Source organism: Kitasatospora xanthocidica (genome assembly GCF_014656195.1).
Classification (GTDB): domain Bacteria; phylum Actinomycetota; class Actinomycetes; order Streptomycetales; family Streptomycetaceae; genus Kitasatospora; species Kitasatospora xanthocidica.
Window position 1 is genome coordinate 1 of the sequence record NZ_BNBY01000017.1, and the last position, 14,517, is coordinate 14,517.

Below are 14,517 nucleotides of genomic sequence, written 5' to 3' on the forward strand. Positions count from 1 at the left end.
GGGGCCGGCCACCCAAGCGGGTGGCCGGCCCCGATGCCGGGCGCCGATGTCTTTGTGGGGCCCCGAGGGCCCGGCGGTGCCCGGTTTCAGACGCTCTGACGGGATCCGTACACGCTTTCGAAAGAAGGCGCCGCCCTTACGGCACAAGGCCCGGTATGGTCTGGGGGTAACCGTGGACGCGGGGTATCGGAGTCCCCCTGCGCGAGGAGCCCCCAACGTGCTGATCACCCATGACACCGAGTGCGCGCTGAGCATCCTCGTGGAACTGCTCAACACCGCGCCCGAGGTGTGCGGCGCCGAGCGGCTGCCGGACGTCGCCGCGCTCGACGCCTTCGTGGTCCGCCAGGAGATCAGCGAGATCGACTCGCTGACCGAGGACGACCTGCACCGGGTGCACGAGCTGCGCACCAAGCTGCGCGAGGTCTTCGCGATGGAGTCCACCGCGGCCGCCGCCGAGTTGGTCAACGCGATCGTCGCGGCCGCCGGCACGACACCCCGGCTCACCGACCACGACGGCCACGACTGGCACATCCACTACTTCGCGCCGCACGCCGCGCTCGGCGACCACCTGGCGGCCGAGCTGGGCATGGCGCTGGCCTTCATCCTGATGGCGGGCGAGCGGGAGCGGCTGCGCCGGTGCGAGGCACCGGACTGCGCGCGGGTCTTCGTCGACCTCTCCCGCAACCGCTCGCGGCGCTACTGCGACAGCCGTACCTGCGGCAACCGGCTGCACGTCGCCGCCTACCGGGCGCGGCAGCGCTCGGCGGAGTCCGTTCCCTCCGCCTGAGCGCCACGTCGGGCCGCTGGGCGCGGCCCTCGGTCAGATCCCGCGCTCGGCCCCCGGTCAGATGCCGCGCTTGCGGAGGATCTCCTCGATGTCGGCGAAGTCGCCCAGTCCGTCCTCGCGCTTGCCCCCGGCCTGCTTCTTCGGGGCCTTGGGCGCCGGGGCCACCGCCGGGCGCTCGGGCGCCGGGCCCGCGGCGGCGGGGCGCTCGGGCGCGCCCTCCACGGCGCTGCCGCGGCGGCCCACCCAGCGGGTGGTGACCAGCAGCGCGGCGGAGACGCCGAGCAGCACGACACCCACCCACACCCGGGGGTCGAAGACCAGCTTGGCCGCCCAGTCGGTGAAGGCCCGGCCGATCGTGCTCGCCAGCGGGAACAGGCCGGTCAGGTAGAGGCCGGCGGGCAGCAGGGCGACCGCGAACCAGCGGGTCGCCGAGAGGAAGCGCCGCTTGTAGGCCCGCAGGCCCGCGACGGCCACCCCGCCCGCCGTGAGGATGAAGCTGATCGCCGCGCTCAGCACGGGACCACCCCTTCGCGTCCGTTCGTCCCGGTCATCGGTGCCTCCCTGTCGGTCCGGCCTCGGACGCACCGCCGGCCGGAGCGGGCGCCCACTAGTGGAACACTGGGGGAATGATCGATGGTTCCCTCCCCCGCCTCGAGTTCTGGTGCGACCTCCAGTGCCCGGACTGCCGCACCGCGCTGGACGACGTCCGGGCGCTGCGCGCCCGGTACGGCGACGCCCTGTCCGTGGAGCTGCGGTACTTCCCGCTGGAGAAGCACAAGCACGCCTACGCCGCCGCCGAGGCCGCCGAGGAGGCGTTCGCCCAGGGCCTGGGCTGGCCGTTCGTCGAGGCGCTGCTGGCCAGGGTCGAGGAGCTGGACGCGCGCGGGCAGCAGGTGCTGCTGGACGTCGCCCGGGAGGTCGGGGCGGACGTCGAGGAGGTCGACACCGCGCTGATCGACGGCCGGCACATGCTGACCGTCGACGCCGACCAGGCCGAGGGGAAGGCGATCGGGGTCACCGGCACGCCGACGTACGTGATCGGCCGCGAGCGGCTGGACGGCGGGAAGAGCCAGGAGGGGCTCCGGGAGCGGATCGAGGCCGTCGTCGAGGCGGCCGTCGAGGCGGCGAAGACGTCCTGACGGCACGTCAGAGCGCCTTGCCGTAGAGGCGTTCGGTGACCCGGTAGCCGAGCGAGCCGTAGAGCCGGACGGCGACGGCGTTGTCGGCGAAGACGTTGAGGCCGAGGTTGCGCACCCCGGCGGCGAGGCACTCCCGCTCGGCGAGCAGCATCAGGGTGCGGCCGTGTCCCCGGCCCCGGTGGGCCGGGGACACCTCGACCACCATCACCCAGGCGAGCGGTTCGCCGTCCGGCAGGTCGCGCAGGTGCAGGGCCAGCCAGATCGAGCCGTACGGGCCGGGCCCGCCGTCGGCGCCGTACAGGCTGCTGAGGACGACGCCCGGGGCCTCGGCACCCTCCGGCAGCCGGTGCCGCCGTCCGCCGTCCACCTTGGCGCGGGCCTGCGCCTCGGTGAGGCCGGAGGCGACGAGCGCCCGGGTGAAGCGCTCCGCGCCCTCGTCGAGCCAGGCGCTGAGGGCTTCCGCGCCGATCGGGCGCACGGCAAGTCCGGTGGGCAGCGCCGGGGCGTCGGTCAGGCGCTTGCTCATGGTCCGCATCCGCTCGGTGTAGCCGAGGGTGGCGGCGAGGGAGCGGGCGATCGACGCCGGCTCGGGGATCCGGACGTCCACCCGGACGCAGCCCCAGCTGCGCAGCACCTCCTCCGCGGCGAGCGCGCCGAACGTCCCCCGGCCCCGGCCGCGCGCTTCGGAGACTTCCAACTCGGATATCTCACCCCAGAGTTGGCCGCCGTTCGGAGTGGCGGTGGTGCGCAGCGCGCCGACCGGGTGGCCGTTCGCCAGGATCCGCCAGCGTCTGGTGCGGCCGCCGGCCGCGATGGGTGTCTCCGGGCCCTCGGGGCGCAGCGTGGTGGTCATGTGCTGGTCCCTTCCCCTTGCTCGGACGGTTATCCACGGGGCCGTCCGCCGGGCCGTCCACCCGGCCGGTTCCGTCGCCCGGGGGCGGGGATCACGGGGTGGGGATCACGGGTCGAGGTCGTCGCCGGCGCGCTCGGTGAAGACGGCCATGGCCTTGGCGGTGACGGGGCCGATGCCCGGCAGTTCGCGGTCGTCGACGCGGGTGACGGCCTGGACGTCACGGGTGGTGGAGGTCAGGAAGACCTCTTCGGCGTCCTGGAGGGCGTCGAGCGGGAGGTCGGCCTCCTCGGCGCCGCACCAGTCGATGACGAGCCGGCGGGTGATGCCGGCCAGGCAGCCGGAGGCGAGCACGGGGGTGAGCAGGCGGCCGCCGATGACCACGAAGACGTTGGAGCCGGTGCCTTCGCAGAGCCGGCCGGCGGTGTTGGCGAACAGGGCCTCGGAGGCGCCGGCCCTGTGGGCGGCGGCCAGGGCGACGACGTTCTCGGCGTACGAGGTGGTCTTGAGGCCGGCGACGGCGCTGTGCTCGTTGCGGCGCCAGGGGACGACGGCGACGGCGGTCTCGTCGGGGCGGCGGCTGATGGCGCCGAGGGCGACCACGAGGGTGGGGCCGGTGGTGCCGCGCTCGGAGCCGAGCGGGGCCTGGCCGCCGGTGTAGGTCACCCGCAGGCGGCCGAGCGGTGCGGGGTTGGCGGCGAGGACCTGGGCGCAGGCCTCGCGGACCAGGTCGTGGTCGGGGTCCGGCAGGCCGAGGCCGCGGGCGGAACGGGTGAGCCGGTCGAGGTGCCGGGTGACCGCGAAGGCCCGGCCGTCGACGGTCTTCATGGTCTCGAAGACGCCGTCGCCGGTGGTGAGGCCGTGGTCGAGGACCGAGACGGCGGCGTCGGCGGAGTCGACGAGCCTGCCGTTGACCCAGCTCGTGGTGCGATTGTGCATGGAGGGGTGCTCCTCAGCGGTGGGCGGTGCTGCTCATACCCCGGTCGGGTCGGGTTCGCTGCCCGACGCTATCGCGACCAGGCGGGCGGCCTTCAGTTCGGTTTCCGCCCACTCGCGTTCGGGGTCGGAGCCCCAGGTGATGCCGGCGCCGGTGCCGAAGCGCAGCAGGGGTGCGCCGGGGTCGGTCCGGTCGAGCCAGAAGGTGCGGATGCCGACGGCGAGCTCGGCCTCGCCGCGGTCGGCGTCGACCCAGCCGACGGCGCCGCAGTACGGGCCGCGCGGGGCGGTCTCCAGGGCGTCGATGATCCGCAGGGCGCTGGACTTGGGGGCGCCGGTGACGGAGCCGGGCGGGAAGGTGGCGGCGAGGAGCTCGGGCCAGCCGGCGGCCTCGCGCAGGGTGCCCTCGACGGTGGAGACCAGGTGGACCAGGCCGGGGTGCTTCTCGACGGCGCAGAGGTCGGGGACGGTGACGGTGCCGGTGTCGCAGACGCGGCCGAGGTCGTTGCGGACCAGGTCCACGATCATCACGTTCTCGGCGTGGTCCTTGTCGAGGAGGTCGGCCTCGGTGCGGCCGGTGCCCTTGATCGGGCCGGAGGAGACGGTGCGACCGGTGCGGCGCAGGTAGAGCTCGGGCGAGGCGGTGGCGATCTCGACGCCGTGCTCGGGCAGCCGGATGGTGCCGGCGTAGGGGGCGGGGTTGCCGTGGGCGAGGAGGCCGGTGAGGGCGTCGATGTCGCTGAGGTCCGGGTCGGGCAGCGGTGCGGTCAGCACGCGGCAGAGGTTGGCCTGGTAGACCTCGCCGGCGGCTATGTGCTCGCGGATGCGGCGTACGCCCGCGGTGTAGGCGGCGCGGTCGAGGGAGCTGTGCCAGCTGCCGGCGTCCGGGCCGCGCCAGCCGGCGCCGGAGGGCGGGGCCGGGGCGGGGCGGACCCGGTCGAAGCGGGCGCAGGTCAGCCGGCCCTCGAAGTCGTAGGCGACGGCCCAGTGACCGGAGGAGTCGAGGGCGGCCGGGTCCGAGGTGACGTCGCGCAGCCCGGTGGCCAGGCGGCCGCCGAAGCGGGCGAGCGGGGTGCGGGGGTCGGGGTGGCCGGACACGGTTCTCCTGCGCGGTGCTTGGGCGGCGGTGCCTGAAGTGTAGGTCGGGGGCGCGGGCGCGGCCCTGGTGAGCGCCTGTGCGACGGGGCGTACGGGCCGGAGCGCGGCCGGGACGGGAGTCGGGGTGTGAGCGGTTCCGGGCGTCGTGCGGGTGTGCGTCGGGTGGCCTGCGGATGATCGTCCGGGAGCGCCGCAGGTGGCGGGCGGTGGCCGTCCGCGGTGGCTGACGGAACGGCACGCGGAGGACATCCCCGCGGCACGCTGCGGGAACGGATTTTTAGCTGGCCCGGGAATCCGCTAGAGTTCAACACGTCGCCAGGGAGCGCAGCCGGGAAAACCGGCCGGGGCCCTGGGAGACAGGCGGACGTAGCTCAGTTGGTAGAGCATCACCTTGCCAAGGTGAGGGTCGCGAGTTCGAATCTCGTCGTCCGCTCGATGGAGAACAGTGTAAGATCGTTCTTCATGCGTTGCCTGGTGGAGTGGCCGAGAGGCGAGGCAACGGCCTGCAAAGCCGTGTACACGGGTTCAAATCCCGTCTCCACCTCCAAGAGGGTCCCCCGGTTCAACCGGGGGCATCCCCCTGCGCGCGATTAGCTCAGCGGGAGAGCACTACCTTGACACGGTAGGGGTCACTGGTTCAATCCCAGTATCGCGCACGTCGGATCCTTCGGGGTCTGCTGCAAGACCGCCTCATCAGGCGCGATTAGCTCAGCGGGAGAGCACTACCTTGACACGGTAGGGGTCACTGGTTCAATCCCAGTATCGCGCACGTCGGGCCCTTCGGGGTCTGCTGCAAGACCGCCTCACCAGGCGCGATTAGCTCAGCGGGAGAGCACTACCTTGACACGGTAGGGGTCACTGGTTCAATCCCAGTATCGCGCACAGTAACGGCCGGGGCCGCGATCCGTCAGGGGCGCGGCCCCGGCCTTTTGCGTTCGCCGGCCGTGTCGGCCGTGTTGGCGGTTCTGTGGCGAAGCGCCGGACATCAGGGAAACCGAAGAGCCGCGTACGGACGCCCTCACCGACGTCCGTACGCGGCGTCTCCGCCTGCCGGGGCGCTCTGCGCACCGCTCTCGCCCGTCCGCGTGTCATCGCGGCCGCGGCCTCCCCGGCGGCACCGCTCCCCGTCCCCAGGGGATCGATGCCCGTCCTGTGGCCGCCCCCTGGGGGACGGCGGGTCCTACTCGGGTGCTCCCGGCATTCGGGTGCTCCCGGCTCTCAGTTGCTCCCTGCTCGCCCCGCCGTCCTCAGCGGCCGATCAGATCGGCGACGGCCTGGGCCTGGTTCGCCATCTGGTCCCACCCGCCGAAGAGCAGCATCAGGAGCACGGCGCACGGCAGGGCCATGGCCAGCGCCACCGCGGGGTGCCGGGTGGGCTGCTCGGTGGTGGACCGGGTCTGGACGAAGGCCGGCCGACGGCGGCGGGGGGTTCCCGTGAGCTGTGCCATGCCCTTGCTCCTGATCCGGTCGAGTTGGCGCGGTGGACGGCTTACCTCGGGGGACGAGCTCCCCGTCCACCGCTGGACACAACGCTATTGGTCGGGGGCCCCTGCGGACGTCATGCCGTCGTACTGTTCCTCGGACGTCCCGGAGGATGACGGACCGCCTCAGGGCCTACTACCGGAGGGGGAGGGAAGCCTCGGCCGACCCCCGGGGGAACCCTGAGGGGTAACCCCGAGAAACGATCCGGCACCCCTGTGACCTGCGGGTCAGCGCAAGATCAGACAATCGCACGGCGGCTTCAGGTGTTGCGTATCAGCACACCGCAGCAGGCAGTCCGTAAGCTGTGCCAGACAGGAACTGACGATGGCCCAACCGACGGGGCCTCAACCACGGGCTGACGGGGAACGGACATGGCGATGATGCGGCTGAGGCGTGAGGACCCCCGCATCGTCGGGCCGTACCGCCTGCACCGGCGACTGGGCGCCGGCGGCATGGGCGTGGTCTACCTCGGCTCCGACCGCCGCGGCCAGCGCGTCGCCCTCAAGCTGATCCGCGCCGAACTCGCCGAGGACACGGAGTTCCGCACCCGCTTCGCCCGCGAGATCGCCGCCGCCTCCCGGATCCGCGGCGGCTGCACCGCGCGCGTGGTCGGCTCCGACATCGAAGCCGACCGGCCCTGGCTGGCCACCGCGTACGTACCCGGGCCCTCGCTGTACAAGCGGGTCGGCGACGAAGGACCGATGAGCTGGCCCGAAGCCGCCCGGATCGGAGCCGCGCTCGCCGACGGACTGGTCAAGGTGCACGAGGCCGGGGTCGTCCACCGGGACCTCAAGCCGTCCAACATCCTGCTCTCCCCGCGCGGCCCGCGCATCATCGACTTCGGCATCGCGTGGTCGCGCGGCGCCAGCACGCTCACCCACGTCGGCACCGCCGTCGGCTCCCCCGGCTTCCTCGCCCCCGAGCAGGTCCGCGGCGCCGCCGTCACACCGGCCACCGACGTCTTCGCCTTCGGGGCCACCCTCGCGTACGCCCTCACCGGCGACACCCCCTTCGGATCCGGGGCGTCCTCCGAGGTGATGCTGTACCGGGTCGTCCACGAGGAACCCGACCTGTCCGCGGTACCGCCCCAACTCGCACCGCTCATCCGGGCCTGCCTCGCCAAGGAACCCGCCGAACGGCCCGGCGCGGCCGCCCTCCACGAACGCCTCAGCGAACTCGCCGCACGCGGCGCGGCCGCCGGAGCCGCCGGCCCCGGAACGCGCGCGCCCCGACCCGGGCGCGGCGCACCCGCCGCCCCGCAGGACGGTGCCCGGCAGGGTGTCCCGGCCCCCGGACGCTCCCCCGAGCCGCCCGGCGTGGCACGGGCCAGAGCCGGCGCCGGCCGCCCCGGCGCGCAGGCCGCGGGCACCGCCGGGCGGCGCCCGCTCCCCCGGCCCGAGCCCACCCCCGTCACCCGACCGCTGCGGAGCCGGCCCGAACGACCGCAGACACCTCCCCCCGGCCGCCCCGGCCCCCGCGACCGGGGCCGCCAGCACACCCCCGCCCCCGGCGTACGGCCCGGCACCTCGCGGCAGCGGCTGCTGCGGCAACGGCTGGTGGTCTTCGTCACCGTGACCATCGGCGTGGCCCTCGCCATCGCCGCGGCACAGGGCTGCGAGAACCGGGACAGCCAGGGACTGAAGCCGTCCACCGGGGCCGCCGTCGTGAGCACGGACACCGGTGCACGGGGCGGCGGCGAACTCGCCGTGCCGGGGACATCGGTGGACGTCGCCCCGCAGGCCTCGGCCACACCGCTCCCGGCCGCCGCGCGCGGCGGGGCCGCGGACGGCGCCCTGGCCGCCCCGCAAGGGCCGCTGCCCGCCGTCGACTGGCCGAACCGCAGCTACCCCGACGGGGCCGGCGGACCCGCCATCGCCCTGCGCGACGGACACTCCGCCGGCGCCGGGCCCCAGGTCGCGCTCAGCGCGGTGCTGCCGGCCCGGTACAAGGGCCAGCCGGCCGCGGTCGTCGTGCTGCGCCGGGCCGAGGGCTCCGCACCGGTCGACCTCGTCCAGCTCTACACCTTCGCCGGGGACACCCCGGTCGCCACCACCTCCCGCACCTCGGCCGCCGACCCACAGGCGACGGCCACCTGGCGGCTGGACGGCACCGCGGTCGTCCGCGAGGAACGCGTCGCCGCCACCGGCGCGACCACCTCCACCCGCTACACCGTCCGCGCCGACGGCACCCTCGACGAGTCCTGGCCCGGCGCCCCCGGCAGCACCACCCCACCCCCCGCCGCCGCCCCGGCCCCGCCCACCTCCCCAGCCAGCTGACCTACGGGGAACAGCCGCTGACCCCGGGCCCGAAGGGGAGCGGCACCCCATCCGCACGAGCGCACAGGAAGTCGAGCGGATCGACTTCTGGTGCCGCGGTGTGCCGGGCTGGTGGCTGGAGGGTCGACTTCTCCCGGCGTGCTGCGCCCAGTGGGTTGGCACGGATTCGGGCCGGCAAAGCGGCCACCCCGCCCGAGCGAGCGCGTGAGGAGTCGGGCAGGCCGACTTCTGGTGACGCGCTGGGCCGGGCTGGTGGCTCTCAGCACAGGGGTGGGGTGTCGGCGGACCGCAACGCAGGAAGTCGGGCGGGCCGACTTCTGATGGCACGCCGGGACGGGTCTCTGTCGGCGCGGGCGATGGGGGCGATGGCGAGTTACAGCCGCGCAGGAAGTCGGATGGGCCGACTTCTCCCGGCGTGCTGCGCCCAGTGGGTTGGCTCGGATTCGGGCAGGCAAAGCGGCCACCCCGCCCGAGCGAGCGCGCGGGAAGTCGAGCGGATCGACTTCTGGTGCCGCGTGGAGTTCTGTGGTCGGGGCGGGAAATGAGCCCGCCGGAGGCGCAGCGTGAGGAGTCGGGCAGGCCGACTTCTGGTGACGCGCTGGGCCGGGGCGGTGGCTCTGGGCGTAGGCATCGGGGGTACCGGCATGGCGATGTGCTGAGCCCCGGGGCCAGCAGCAGTACTGCCCCTCCTCGTGAGTGCGTAGGAAGTCAGGCAGGCCGACTTCCTACGCCCGCGGGCGGCGCGCGAAGGCGGGCAGGCTGGCCCGGCCGGGGCGGGTGCCAGTGGAGGGCTGCGTAGGAAGTCGGGTGGGCCGACTTCTGGTGCTGCGGTGTGCCCGGGCCAGCCAGGGAAGGCGGGTTTAGGGGCGGGCAAAGCGGCGCGGGTGGTCGGGCCGGGCGGCTTCTGGTGGTGGTGTCGGTGCTTTCAGGGGGTGGGGGTGGTGACGGCGTAGAAGGCCACGGCTGCGGCGGCGCCGACGTTGAGGGAGTCGATGCCGTGGGCCATGGGGATGCGGACGGGGTGGTGGGCGGCGGCGATGGCGTGGGGGGTGAGGCCGTCGCCTTCGGCGCCGAGCAGGAGGGCGGCCTTGGGGAGGCGGTGCGGGGTGAGGGTGGCGAGGTCGACGGCGTTGTCGGCGGGGGTGAGGGCGAGGAGGGTGAAGCCGGCGGCGCGGACGGTGTCCAGGGCGACGGGCCAGGGGTCGAGGCGGGCGTACGGGACCGCGAAGACCGCGCCCATGGAGACCTTGACGGCCCGCCGGTAGAGCGGGTCGGCGCAGTCGGGCGAGAGCAGGACGGCGTCCATGCCGAGGGCGGCGGCGCTGCGGAAGATTGCGCCGAGGTTGGTGTGGTCGACCAGGCCCTCCAGGACGGCGACCCGGCGGGCCCCGGCGAGCAGGTCGGCGGCGTCCGGGAGGGGCTTGCGCTCCATCGAGGCGAGGGCGCCGCGGTGGACGTGGTAGCCGGTGACGGCTTCGGCGAGCCCGGGTTCGACCACGTGGACCGGGGCGTCGGCCTCGGCGATGACGTCGGCCATCACGTCCAGCCACTTCGCGGTGAGCAGCATCGACCGCATCCGGTAGCCGGCGGCGAGGGCGCGGCGGATGACCTTCTCCCCTTCGGCGATGAACAGGCCCTCGGCGGGTTCGCGGCGGCGGCGCAGTTCGACGTCGGTGAGGCCGGTGTAGTCGGCGAGGCGGGAGTCGGCCGGGTCGGTGATGGTGCTGGGTTCGGACACCCTGCGATCTTGCCAAGCGGGGGCGGGGAAGGCCAAACGGCCGACCGGACGGGGTGGTCCCCGGCTAGCCGGAGTGCAAATATGACCGTATGGCCCGTTATCCGGGCCGATCCTGGGCACCGTCGGCCTCTGGCGCCTCTGACGCCACTGGCTCCGCCGGCTCCTCCGGTGGCCGCCCACACGGTCGGCCACAGCTGCCGCGCGCGAGGCGGGCGTGGCCGGTGTGGCACCGGTCGGTTGCCGGGCAGGTGTTCGCCCTGCAGATCCTGGTCGTGCTGCTGCTGGCGGCGGCCGCGGTGATCGCCCTGGTGGTGCAGTCGCGCAACGACGCCGACAACGAGGCGCGCAACCGGTCGGTGGCGGTCGCCCAGACCTTCGCCAACTCGCCGGGCATGGTGGACGCGCTCCGCTCCCCCGACCCGACCGCGATCCTGCAGCCGAAGGCGCAGTCCGCGCGGATCGGGTCCGGCGTGGACTTCATCGTCGTCCTGAACAACCAGGGCATCCGCTACACCCATCCGAACCCGGCCCGGATCGGCCAGAAGTTCATCGGCACCTACGAGCCCGCGCTGCACGGCCAGGTGGTGACCGAGCACGTCACGGGCACGCTCGGTCCGCTGGTGCAGGCGGTGGTCCCGGTGTACTCGCCGGACGGCCAGGTGGTCGGGCTGGTCTCGGCGGGCGTCACGCTGGCCAACGTCAGCACGGCGAGCGAGCGTCAGCTGCCCGTGGTGCTGGGCGCGACGGCGGGCGCGATCGGGCTGGCCACACTGGGGAGCGCGCTGATCAGCCGTCGGCTGCGGCGGCAGACGCACGGGCTGGGCCCGATCGAGATGACCAGGATGTACGAGCACCACGCGGCCGTGCTGCACGCGGTGCGCGAGGGCGTCATGATCGTCGGCGGGGACGGGCTGCTGCTGCTCTGCAACGACGAGGCGCGCCGGCTGCTGGACCTGCCGCCGGACGCCGAGGGCCGCCCGGTGGCCGAGCTGGGCCTGGAGCAGGCGCCGCTGGAGCTGCTGACCGCCAACCGCCAGGTGACCGACGAGGTGGTGCTGGCCGGGGAGCGGCTGCTGGCCGTGAACGTCCGGCTGACCGACCAGGCCGGCGGCCCGCCCGGCTGCGTCGCCACGCTGCGTGACTCCACCGAGCTGCTGGCGCTGTCCGGCCGGGCCGAGGGGGCGCAGCGGCGGCTGCGGCTGCTGTACGACGCCGGGGTGACGGTGGGCAGCACGCTGGACGTGACGCGGACGGCGGAGGAGCTGGCGCAGGTCGCGGTGCCGCGGTTCGCGGACTTCGTCACGGTGGACCTCGCGGAGCAGGTCCTGGTGGGCGAGGAGCCGCCGCCGGGCGTCGTCCTGGGGCGGATGCGGCGCGCGGCGGTGGCGGGCGTACGGGACGACGGGCCGTTCTACCCGGTCGGCACGGTGCTGGAGGTGGTGCCGTCGAGCCCGCTGGCCGGGGCGCTGCACAGCGGCGAGCCGGGCCTGGAGCCGGATCTGGCGGAGGCCCTGCGCTGGCGGGAGCAGGACCCGGAGGGGTCGGCGCGGGCGCTGGCGTACGGGGTGCACTCGCTGGTGCGGGTGCCGCTGCGGGCGCGCGGGGTGCTGCTGGGGGTGGCCCGGTTCTGGCGGGCGCAGCGGCCGGAGCCGTTCGAGCCGGACGACCTCGCGCTGGCGGAGGAGCTGGTCTCGCACGCGGCGGTGTGCATCGACAACGCCCGCCGCTACACCCGGGAGCACGCGATGGCGGTGACGCTGCAGCACAGCCTGTTGCCGCGCAGCCTGCCGGCGCAGAACGCGCTGGACGTGGCGCACCGCTACCTGCCGGCCCAGGCCGGGGTGGGCGGGGACTGGTTCGACGTGATCCCGCTGCCGGGCGCCCGGGTGGCGCTGGTGGTCGGGGACGTGGTGGGGCACGGGCTGCACGCGGCGGCGACGATGGGCCGGCTGCGGACGGCGATCCACAACTTCTCGACCCTGGACCTGCCGCCGGACGAGCTGCTGGGGCACCTGGACGAGCTGGTGAACCGGATAGACCAGGACGAGGCGGCGAGCGGCGAGAGCGCCGGGCTGACCGGGGCGACCTGCCTGTACGCGATCTACGACCCGGTGGCGCGCCGGTGCACGCTGGCCACCGCCGGGCACCCGCCGCCGGCCGTGGTGGACCCGGAGGGCCGGGTGGTGTTCCCGGAGCTGCCGACCGGGCCGCCGCTGGGGCTGGCGGTGCTGCCGTTCGAGACCGCCGAGCTGGAGCTGGCCGAGGGCAGCCGGCTGGTGCTGTACACGGACGGGCTGGTGGAGGACCGCGACCGGGACATCGACGAGGGGCTGGAGCTGCTGCGCTCGGCGCTCTCCGGCCCGCCGCGCACCCCCGAGCAGACCTGCGCGGACGTGCTCGGGGCGATGCTGCCGGCGCACCCGCAGGACGACATCGCGCTGCTGGTGGCGCAGACCCGGGTGCTGGCGCCGGACCAGGTGGCGCAGTGGGACGTGCCGTCGGACCCGGCGGCCGTGGGCACCGTCCGGGCGGACGTGGCGCGGCGGCTGGAGTCCTGGGGGCTGGAGGAGGCCGCGTTCGCCACCGAGCTGATCCTGAGCGAGCTGGTGACCAACGCGATCCGGTACGGCTCGGGGCCGATCCGGGTGCGGCTGCTGCGGGACCGGGCGCTGATCTGCGAGGTGTCGGACGGCAGCAGCACCTCGCCGCACCTGCGGTACGCGGCGACCGAGGACGAGGGCGGGCGCGGGCTGTTCCTGGTCGCGCAGTTCGCGGACCGCTGGGGGACGCGGTACACGGCGACCGGGAAGGTGATCTGGACGGAGCAGCCGCTGGAGTAGGAAGTCGGACGGGCCGACTTCCCACTCCCGACTCTCCCGCTCGGGGCGGCCCTACCGCTGGAAGGCGGCGGCCAGGACGTTGACGACGTCGCCGATGACGATGACCGCCGGCGGCTTGACCCCCTCGGCCTCGACCACCGCGGCGACGGTGCCCAGGGTGGCGTCCACCCGGCGCTGGGCGGCGGTGGTGCCCTCCTGGACGATCGCGACCGGGGTGTCCGCCGGGCGGCCGTGCTCGACCAGCCGGGCGGCGATCGCACCGATCTTGTCCACGGCCATCAGCAGCACCAGGGTGCCGCTCATCTTCGCGGCGGCCTCCCAGTTGGTCAGCGAGCGCTCGTCGTCCGGGCCGACGTGGCCGGAGATCACGGTGAACTCGTGCGTCATGCCCCGGTGGGTGACCGGGACACCGGCCGCCGCGGGGACGCTGATCGAGCTGGAGATGCCGGGCACGACCGTGACCGGCAGACCGGCCTCGGCGCAGGCCAGCAGCTCCTCGCCGCCGCGTCCGAAGACGTACGGGTCGCCGCCCTTGAGCCGGACCACGAACTTGCCGGCCTTGGCGTGCTCGATCAGCGTGCGGTTGATCGCCTCCTGGGCCATGAACCGGCCGTACGGGATCTTGGAGGCGTCGATCACCTCGACGTGCTCGGGCAGCTCGGCGAGCAGCTCGCGCGGGGCGAGGCGGTCGGTGACCACCACGTCGGCGTCGGCGAGCAGGCGGCGGCCGCGCACGGTGATCAGGTCCGGGTCGCCGGGGCCGCCGCCGACCAGGGCGACGCCGGCGCCGTGCGAGCGGTACTGGCGGGCGGCCAGCGAGCCGTCCCGCAGGCCCTCCACGATCGAGTCGCGCAGGGCGGCGGAGTGGCGCGGGTCGCCGGTGAGGACGGCCACGGTGGCGCCCGCGTCGCGGCCGCTGGCCGGGGTCCAGGCGGTGGCGGCGGAGGCGTCGTCGCTGCGGGAGCAGAACACCCGGGCCCGCTCGGCCTCGGCGCTGACGGCCGTGTTGACGGCCGGGTCGTCGGTGGCGACCAGCACGTACCAGGCCTCGGCCAGGTCGCCCTCCTCGTACGGACGGGCGTGCCAGGTGAGCTCCCCGGCGTCGGCCATCGCCTGGACGGCGGGGGTGGTGGCCGGGGATATCAGGTGCAGGTCGGCGCCGGTGGCGATCAGGGCGGGCAACCGACGCTGGGCGACCTGGCCGCCGCCGACCACGACGACGCGGCGGCCGGCCAGCAGCAGGCCGACCGGGTACGGGGTGCGGCCCTCGGTGCTCGGGTGCGGATTGGGCGCGGTCATCGGCGGTGCTCCTGGATCGGGGTGCGGATGTGGGGACGGTACGGCAAGACGCCGCTCCGCGGACCGGCGCGC

At 74.5% G+C, this 14,517-nt stretch carries 10 protein-coding genes, 5 tRNA genes and 1 pseudogene; 9 read left to right on the top strand and 7 right to left on the bottom strand.

Going from position 1 to position 14,517, the window contains the following annotated elements; all coding sequences use genetic code 11:
• Positions 1 to 217: 217 nt before the first annotated feature.
• Positions 218 to 787 carry a CGNR zinc finger domain-containing protein gene (locus IE332_RS25830; protein ID WP_189920765.1) on the top strand — a complete coding sequence of 190 codons (570 nt, stop codon included), beginning with the start codon at positions 218 to 220 and terminating at the stop codon, positions 785 to 787.
• Positions 788 to 844: 57 nt separating this feature from the next.
• On the opposite strand, the gene IE332_RS25835 is transcribed toward IE332_RS25830, so the two are convergent.
• A complete protein-coding gene (locus IE332_RS25835) occupies positions 845 to 1,303 on the bottom strand; it encodes a hypothetical protein (protein WP_189920767.1) in 459 nt (152 codons plus the stop codon).
• A 110-nt stretch (positions 1,304 to 1,413) separates the two neighbouring features.
• Here IE332_RS25835 and IE332_RS25840 point away from each other — a divergent pair, with 110 nt between their 5' ends.
• Positions 1,414 to 1,926: a DsbA family protein gene (locus IE332_RS25840; RefSeq protein WP_189920770.1), complete on the top strand. Its 513-nt coding sequence runs from the start codon at positions 1,414 to 1,416 to the stop codon at positions 1,924 to 1,926.
• A 7-nt stretch (positions 1,927 to 1,933) separates the two neighbouring features.
• Here the strand turns inward: IE332_RS25840 and IE332_RS25845 are convergent, their stop codons facing one another.
• The 3 genes from IE332_RS25845 to IE332_RS25855 all read right to left on the bottom strand — a co-directional run bounded on the left by IE332_RS25845 (position 1,934) and on the right by IE332_RS25855 (position 4,810).
• Positions 1,934 to 2,779 (bottom strand): GNAT family N-acetyltransferase, encoded by an 846-nt coding sequence (locus IE332_RS25845; RefSeq protein WP_189920772.1) that lies wholly within the window; start codon positions 2,777 to 2,779, stop codon positions 1,934 to 1,936.
• Positions 2,780 to 2,884: 105 nt separating this feature from the next.
• On the bottom strand, positions 2,885 to 3,715 hold the full coding sequence (locus IE332_RS25850) for an aminotransferase class IV (protein WP_189920774.1): 831 nt from the start codon (positions 3,713 to 3,715) through the stop codon (positions 2,885 to 2,887).
• 33 nt (positions 3,716 to 3,748) lie between these two features.
• Positions 3,749 to 4,810, bottom strand: coding sequence for a chorismate-binding protein (locus tag IE332_RS25855; protein WP_189920776.1), 1,062 nt, complete (start codon positions 4,808 to 4,810; stop codon positions 3,749 to 3,751).
• 360 nt (positions 4,811 to 5,170) lie between these two features.
• Here IE332_RS25855 and IE332_RS25860 point away from each other — a divergent pair.
• The 5 genes from IE332_RS25860 to IE332_RS25880 all read left to right on the top strand — a co-directional run bounded on the left by IE332_RS25860 (position 5,171) and on the right by IE332_RS25880 (position 5,692).
• Positions 5,171 to 5,243: transfer RNA gene (locus tag IE332_RS25860), tRNA-Gly, on the top strand.
• A 40-nt stretch (positions 5,244 to 5,283) separates the two neighbouring features.
• Positions 5,284 to 5,357 (top strand) — tRNA-Cys (locus IE332_RS25865).
• A gap of 37 nt (positions 5,358 to 5,394) precedes the next feature.
• Positions 5,395 to 5,466: transfer RNA gene (locus IE332_RS25870), tRNA-Val, on the top strand.
• A gap of 41 nt (positions 5,467 to 5,507) precedes the next feature.
• A tRNA-Val gene (locus IE332_RS25875) sits at positions 5,508 to 5,579 on the top strand.
• A 41-nt stretch (positions 5,580 to 5,620) separates the two neighbouring features.
• Positions 5,621 to 5,692 (top strand) — tRNA-Val (locus IE332_RS25880).
• A gap of 365 nt (positions 5,693 to 6,057) precedes the next feature.
• Here the strand turns inward: IE332_RS25880 and IE332_RS25885 are convergent.
• On the bottom strand, positions 6,058 to 6,258 hold the full coding sequence (locus tag IE332_RS25885; protein WP_189920778.1) for a hypothetical protein: 201 nt from the start codon (positions 6,256 to 6,258) through the stop codon (positions 6,058 to 6,060).
• A 405-nt stretch (positions 6,259 to 6,663) separates the two neighbouring features.
• On the opposite strand from IE332_RS25885, the pseudogene IE332_RS25890 reads away from it, so the two are divergent.
• Positions 6,664 to 7,911, top strand: a pseudogene (locus tag IE332_RS25890) (serine/threonine-protein kinase); the annotation flags it as partial.
• A gap of 1,582 nt (positions 7,912 to 9,493) precedes the next feature.
• Here the strand turns inward: IE332_RS25890 and IE332_RS25895 are convergent.
• Positions 9,494 to 10,306, bottom strand: a complete 813-nt coding sequence (locus tag IE332_RS25895) for a TrmH family RNA methyltransferase (protein WP_189920780.1) — start codon at positions 10,304 to 10,306, stop codon at positions 9,494 to 9,496.
• An 89-nt stretch (positions 10,307 to 10,395) separates the two neighbouring features.
• On the opposite strand from IE332_RS25895, the gene IE332_RS25900 reads away from it, so the two are divergent.
• Positions 10,396 to 13,146 carry a SpoIIE family protein phosphatase gene (locus IE332_RS25900; protein WP_189920782.1) on the top strand — a complete coding sequence of 917 codons (2,751 nt, stop codon included), beginning with the start codon at positions 10,396 to 10,398 and terminating at the stop codon, positions 13,144 to 13,146.
• Between the two features lie 51 nt (positions 13,147 to 13,197).
• On the opposite strand, the gene cobA is transcribed toward IE332_RS25900, so the two are convergent.
• Positions 13,198 to 14,445: a uroporphyrinogen-III C-methyltransferase gene (gene cobA / locus IE332_RS25905; protein ID WP_189920784.1), complete on the bottom strand. Its 1,248-nt coding sequence runs from the start codon at positions 14,443 to 14,445 to the stop codon at positions 13,198 to 13,200.
• Positions 14,446 to 14,517: the final 72 nt, after the last annotated feature.

What these genes read in the sequence shown, in the direction of transcription:
- IE332_RS25900 (WP_189920782.1), top strand. Translation starts at nt 10,396, where the DNA reads ATGGCCCGTTATCCGGGCCGATCCTGGGCACCGTCGGCCTCTGGCGCC.
- cobA (WP_189920784.1), bottom strand. Translation starts at nt 14,445, where the DNA reads ATGACCGCGCCCAATCCGCACCCGAGCACCGAGGGCCGCACCCCGTAC.
- IE332_RS25845 (WP_189920772.1), bottom strand. Translation starts at nt 2,779, where the DNA reads ATGACCACCACGCTGCGCCCCGAGGGCCCGGAGACACCCATCGCGGCC.
- IE332_RS25850 (WP_189920774.1), bottom strand. Translation starts at nt 3,715, where the DNA reads ATGCACAATCGCACCACGAGCTGGGTCAACGGCAGGCTCGTCGACTCC.
- IE332_RS25885 (WP_189920778.1), bottom strand. Translation starts at nt 6,258, where the DNA reads ATGGCACAGCTCACGGGAACCCCCCGCCGCCGTCGGCCGGCCTTCGTC.
- IE332_RS25840 (WP_189920770.1), top strand. Translation starts at nt 1,414, where the DNA reads ATGATCGATGGTTCCCTCCCCCGCCTCGAGTTCTGGTGCGACCTCCAG.